Origin of the sequence: Megasphaera hominis, from assembly GCF_014269395.1 — a bacterium.
Taxonomy (GTDB): domain Bacteria; phylum Bacillota; class Negativicutes; order Veillonellales; family Megasphaeraceae; genus Megasphaera; species Megasphaera hominis.
Genome location: NZ_JACOGK010000063.1, coordinates 1 through 5,110, shown reverse-complemented (window position 1 = coordinate 5,110; position 5,110 = coordinate 1). Strand labels below are relative to the sequence as shown.

Here is a 5,110-nt window from a genome sequence, read left to right as displayed (position 1 = left end):
TGCAATGATTGAAGATTACATTGGCTATTACAATACTAAGCGTTTACAGAGAAAACTGGGTGTAGTAACCCCGATGGAAAAGCACAATAACTATTACGTGGCAGCATAAAAACTGCCACCGGATATCGGTGGCAGTAATAAGTACATGTTTTATTTTTTGCTCTGTCTACTTGACGGGGAGCGGTTCAGGCTGACTTTGTGTCTCCCAGACAGGGCGTTTGTCTTGTTCTTATTCTTCTACTGTGTCTTCGGCTACGATCTGGTCGTAGATTTTTACGACAGCGTCGAATTCTTCGTCCGTCGGCGAGACGTAGACGGGTTCGCCGTCTTCTTCGTCAATGCGGGCGATAATAGCGTCACCGCTGGTGGTGGCTGCAGCTTCTTCGTCTTCGACGTAGGGAACCAGTACGGCAAACTGTTTGCCTGCATATTCGATGGTTACATCTTCTGCATAGTACTCTTCCTGTCCGTCTTCACCGGTGATGGTGATGAGTTCTACTTCTTCAACCGTTTCGTTGTCCATGCGTTCTTCAGTCATGTTGTCCTCCCTGTTGGGCATCTAAGTAATTTTGCAATATAAAGACTGCCGCCATTTTGTCGACAATCTGCTTGCGCTTTTCGCGGCGCACGTTGCCTTCCATGAGCACGTGGTGCGCCATGACCGTGGTCAGGCGTTCATCCCAGTAGACAAATTCCATGTCCGGCATGACGCCTTTGAGTTCTTCGACGAAGTGTTCTATCTTTTCGATATTTTCACTGTAGTCGCCGTTCATGTGGCGGGGTTTGCCCACGACAATACGGTGTACTTCTTTTTCTTTGACGAGTTCCTGCAGGCGTTCGAAGTCCTTTTGTTTGGATTTCCTGCGGATCGTTTCTACGCCCTGTGCAGTGAGCAGCAGGGCATCGCTGCAGGCTACGCCAATGGTGCGTGAGCCTACATCTAAGCCTAAAATTCTCATAAAGCTCCTATAGGTTATGCTGTTTTACATACGAACGGACGAGTTCTTCAATGAGTTCATCCCGTTCGATACGGCGAATATTGCTGCGCGCATTATTATGACTTGTAATGTACGTAGGGTCGCCGGAAAGAAGGTAGCCCACGATCTGATTGATCGGATTGTACCCTTTTTCTTCCAGTGCGTGATATACGTCTTCCAGAATCATAGAGGCTACGGTCTGCTCTTCGTTCCTGTTTTGGACGATCATCGTTTCATCACTAACTGCCATCATAATCACATCCTTTTTTTCTTTACATCGCTGCAGGGAAATCAGCCGAGCAGTTCTTGGACGAGCTGCTTGCCAGCCTGCAGGGCTTCGCCGGCTTTGGCCGGTTCTTTGCCGCCAGCCTGGGCCATATCGGGACGGCCGCCGCCGTTGCCACCGGCAACCTGGGCTGCCGCTTTGATAATCTTGCCGGCATGGAGGCCTTTTTTGGTGTCTGCTTTAGCAACCTTGCAGACGAAGTTGATTTTATCTTCATGCGCTGCACTGAGGAGTACAACGCCGTTGCCCAATTTATCCATGATCGTATCGGCCAGGTCACGCAGGCTGTCCATGGAGTCGGCCTGGGTTTCGGCTGCTACGACGCTGACGCCGCCGATGGTTTCCTGGCTGGCGAGAATGGTGTCGAGATCGGAGAGGGCTGCTTCCTTTTTGAGCTGCTGCAGTTCTTTTTCTGCTTCTTTGAGCTGGCTCATGAGGTTTGCGACCTTCGTCGTGATTTCGCTGTTCTTGGCTTTGAGGTCGGTTGCGAGCTGGCGCAGGACGGCCTGGTCTTCTTTGGCCTTCTGCAGGGCCGCAGCGCCGGTTACGGCTTCGATACGGCGTACGCCTGTACCGGTGCCCGATTCGGAAAGAATCCGGAAGGAGCCGATAATGGCTGTGCTCTTGACGTGGGAGCCGCCGCAGAGTTCGCAGCTGAAGCCGTCGACGGAGACGACGCGGACGATGTCGCCGTATTTTTCACCAAAGAGGGCCATAGCGCCTTTTTCTTTGGCTGCGTCGATAGGCATTTCTTCGATGGTGACGACGTCGTTTTTGAGGATTTCGTCGTTGACGAGCTGTTCTACTTTTTCCAGTTCGGCTGCCGTGACGGGCGAGAAATGGGTAAAGTCAAAGCGCAGGTGGTCCGGTGTGACGAGGGAGCCGGCCTGGTTGACGTGGTTGCCGAGGACGGTCCGCAGGGCTGCCTGCAGGAGGTGCGTTGCCGTATGGTTGCGGGCGAGCGCCAGGTTACGGGCTTTGTCGACGCTGAGCTGTACGGTGTCGCCGCTGTGGATGGCGCCTTCTTTGACCGTGGCAATGAGGTATACGAGGCCGTTCGGCAAGGCCTTGGCGTCGCTAACGGCTGCACTGCCGCCGGCAGCACGGATGCTGCCTGTATCGCCGAGCTGGCCGCCGCCTTCGGCGTGGAAGGGGTTGGCGTCGAGAATGAGCGTGACTTCTTCGCCGTCGCCGGCTGTTTCTACTTCTACGCCGTCCTTGCCGATCATGACGATCTGTGCCTGTTCGGCAGCCGGGTCGTTGACGAGCTTGGACTGGTCGAGTTTGGTCGTATCCGGTACGACGACTTTGGCGTCGACCTTGGTGCGGGCTGCACGGGCCCGGTCCTGTTGTTCCTTCATGGCTTCCTTGAAGCCGTCCAGGTCGATTTCAAAGCCGTTTTCTTCGGCGATTTCCTGGGTCAGTTCGACAGGGAACCCAAAGGTATCATAGAGCTTGAAGACGGACTGGCCGTCGAGTACTTTTTTGTCACCGGCTGCGTTCATGAGGTCCTGCAGCATTTCCAGGCCCTGGGCCAGGGTAGCGCTGAACTGTTTTTCTTCGGTGTCGATGATCCGTTTGATGAGGCTTTCGTACTGTTTGAGTTCCGGGTATTCGGCACCGAGAATGGTGATGACTGTGTCGACGAGGGAGCTCAGGAAGAGGTCATTGATGCCGAGGACGCGGCCGTAACGGACGGCGCGGCGGAGGATACGGCGCAGGACATAGCCGCGGCCTTCGTTGCTCGGCAGGATGCCGTCGCCAATCATGACGGTGACAGCGCGGATGTGGTCGGCAATGACCTTCATGGCCATCTTCTGGTCCGGTTTGCTGTAGTCGCCGCCGCTGATGGCAATGACTTTTTCAATAATCGGATAGATGAGGTCTGTTTCGAAGTTTGATTCTTTTTCCTGGACGACGGAGGCAATACGTTCGAGACCCATGCCGGTATCGATGTTTTTCTTTTCGAGCGGTACGTATTCGCCGTCCTTCGTGCGGTTGAACTGCGTGAAGACGAGGTTCCAGATTTCGAGGTAGCGGTCGCAGTCGCAGCCGACGGTGCACGTCGGTTTGCCACAGCCCCGTTCCGGGCCGAGGTCGTAGAAGATTTCGCTGTCCGGGCCGCACGGGCCTTCGCCGATTTCCCAGAAGTTGTCGTCCATCTTGAAGATGTGGTCGTCCGGGAGACCGATCATATTGTGCCAGTAGTCGTAGGCTTCGTCGTCATCGGGATAGATGGTGACGGAGAGCTTGGACTGGTCCAGTTCGAGGACCTTGGTGAGGAATTCCCAGGCCCAGGAAATGGCTTCTTTTTTGAAATAGTTGCCGAAGGAGAAGTTCCCCAGCATTTCAAAGAACGTATGATGACGAGCTGTGCGGCCTACGTTGTCGATGTCATCTGTACGGATGCATTTTTGGCTGGTCGTCACGCGGTACGATGGCGGTACAAGTTTGCCTGTAAAATAGGGTTTGAGCGGGGCCATGCCGGCGCCGATGAGCAGGAGACTTGGGTCGTTTTCCGGAATGAGCGGAAAGCTGTGCAAGATGAGATGCTCTTTGCTTTTAAAGAATTCCAAATAGGCTGTGCGGATTTCATTACCCGTCATATACTTCATGATATTAAACACTCCCTCTTATTAGCTTCTCTGCGTCAGATTATACGCTTATTTGCCTGGTCTGAGCAACCTTTCTGGCAATTTTGTGCTAATAGTTATTATATTGTTTAGCGTACGCGCCGGGCACCGACGTAATGGGAAGCCCAATAGTCGCTGTCCATGCTGTCGACGCGGATGCCGCCACTGGTCGTGGCACTGATGAAGTGGTCGTTGCCGACGTAGATGCCGGCGTGTGATACGCCTGCTTCGTACGTCGTAAAGAAGACCAGATCGCCGGGCATGAGTTCTTCGCGGGAAACGGAAGAACCGAGGCGGTATTGTTCGTCTGCCATGCGCGGCAGTTCGATGCCGTTATGGGAAAAGACGTACCGTGTAAAGCCCGAGCAGTCGAAGCCGCTCGGCGTGTTGCCGCCAAAGACGTAGGGCACGCCGACGTAGCGGTTGGCCGTCGATACGAGGCGGTCGCCAATGACGTCGTGGCTCGTAATGTTTCTGGCTTTGGAATATTCGCCGTAGTTACGGCTGGGATACTTCGTTTTCAAGGTGGCTGCTGCTTTTTTAGCTTGTTCTGCCCGTTTTGCTTCGTCCCTAGATAAGGAGGACCCTGTCAGTTTGCGGTAGGTCTTGTTGTCGACGATGCCGTCAATGGCCAGGCCCTTATCTGCCTGGAAGAGCTGGACAGCCCGGGCGGTTTCGCCGCCGTAGACGCCGTCTGCCTTGATACGATAGCCGTATTGGCTGAGCTGCTTTTGGATCTTCAGTACCTGTACTCCCTGATCGCCAATGCTGTAGGCATTGACGGACAGGGTTGCCGCTGCCAGGACGAGACTCAGTCCCAGGGCGCGGCGCATTGTATTCCACATCGAATACTCCTCTCTGTCTCCGAAGTTAGCTGACGGGTTAGGCCTGAGGCAGGCCCTCTGCGGAAATGGCAGATTCACCCCACGTGCGCGGGTCCTCCGTACCCCTTGCGGGGATTCGACATACTACAATTGAAATCTATCTAGGTTACGTGAGCTGTAATTTCGCCTCTTTCGGTTCTATGTGCAGGGCACATAGAACCACCTTTCTTTTATACCATCTAGTGTTCGTGGGCTGTAATTTCGCCTCTTCTGCACTGGTCAACAAAACTTGGACACTAAAATCTAAAAAATTAGAATCAGAAATATAATTTGACGCAAAGTTGAACAGTACTTTTTAATAAGTTGGACACTGCCTGAGGTAAGACTTTC

The 5,110-nt window shown here is 53.6% G+C and carries 6 protein-coding genes and 1 riboswitch; of the genes, 1 reads left to right on the top strand and 5 read right to left on the bottom strand.

What is annotated here, in order from left to right; translation table 11 throughout:
* The first annotated feature begins 4 nt into the window (after positions 1-4).
* On the top strand, positions 5-109 hold the full coding sequence (locus H8J70_RS12935; protein ID WP_425489114.1) for an IS3 family transposase: 105 nt from the start codon (positions 5-7) through the stop codon (positions 107-109).
* Positions 110-229: 120 nt separating this feature from the next.
* Here H8J70_RS12935 and H8J70_RS12225 read toward each other — a convergent pair whose 3' ends face one another.
* The 5 genes from H8J70_RS12225 to H8J70_RS12205 all read right to left on the bottom strand — a co-directional run bounded on the left by H8J70_RS12225 (position 230) and on the right by H8J70_RS12205 (position 4,741).
* On the bottom strand, positions 230-538 hold the full coding sequence (locus H8J70_RS12225; RefSeq protein WP_186504569.1) for a DUF1292 domain-containing protein: 309 nt from the start codon (positions 536-538) through the stop codon (positions 230-232).
* Complete coding sequence (ruvX, locus tag H8J70_RS12220) at positions 531-959, bottom strand: Holliday junction resolvase RuvX (RefSeq protein WP_186504568.1); 429 nt, start codon at positions 957-959, stop codon at positions 531-533. Before ruvX ends, H8J70_RS12225 begins: the two co-directional genes overlap by 8 nt.
* A gap of 7 nt (positions 960-966) precedes the next feature.
* A complete protein-coding gene (locus H8J70_RS12215) occupies positions 967-1,227 on the bottom strand; it encodes an IreB family regulatory phosphoprotein (RefSeq protein WP_186504571.1) in 261 nt (86 codons plus the stop codon).
* A 41-nt stretch (positions 1,228-1,268) separates the two neighbouring features.
* Positions 1,269-3,869: an alanine--tRNA ligase gene (gene alaS, locus H8J70_RS12210; RefSeq protein ID WP_186504570.1), complete on the bottom strand. Its 2,601-nt coding sequence runs from the start codon at positions 3,867-3,869 to the stop codon at positions 1,269-1,271.
* 116 nt (positions 3,870-3,985) lie between these two features.
* Positions 3,986-4,741 carry a C40 family peptidase gene (locus H8J70_RS12205; protein WP_186504567.1) on the bottom strand — a complete coding sequence of 252 codons (756 nt, stop codon included), beginning with the start codon at positions 4,739-4,741 and terminating at the stop codon, positions 3,986-3,988.
* Positions 4,741-4,872, bottom strand: a riboswitch (cyclic di-AMP (ydaO/yuaA leader). (Overlaps the previous gene by 1 nt.)
* Positions 4,873-5,110: the final 238 nt, after the last annotated feature.

What these genes read in the sequence shown, in the direction of transcription:
- H8J70_RS12935 (WP_425489114.1), top strand. Translation starts at nt 5, where the DNA reads ATGATTGAAGATTACATTGGCTATTACAATACTAAGCGTTTACAGAGA.
- H8J70_RS12225 (WP_186504569.1), bottom strand. Translation starts at nt 538, where the DNA reads ATGACTGAAGAACGCATGGACAACGAAACGGTTGAAGAAGTAGAACTC.
- ruvX (WP_186504568.1), bottom strand. Translation starts at nt 959, where the DNA reads ATGAGAATTTTAGGCTTAGATGTAGGCTCACGCACCATTGGCGTAGCC.
- H8J70_RS12215 (WP_186504571.1), bottom strand. Translation starts at nt 1,227, where the DNA reads ATGGCAGTTAGTGATGAAACGATGATCGTCCAAAACAGGAACGAAGAG.
- alaS (WP_186504570.1), bottom strand. Translation starts at nt 3,869, where the DNA reads ATGACGGGTAATGAAATCCGCACAGCCTATTTGGAATTCTTTAAAAGC.
- H8J70_RS12205 (WP_186504567.1), bottom strand. Translation starts at nt 4,741, where the DNA reads ATGTGGAATACAATGCGCCGCGCCCTGGGACTGAGTCTCGTCCTGGCA.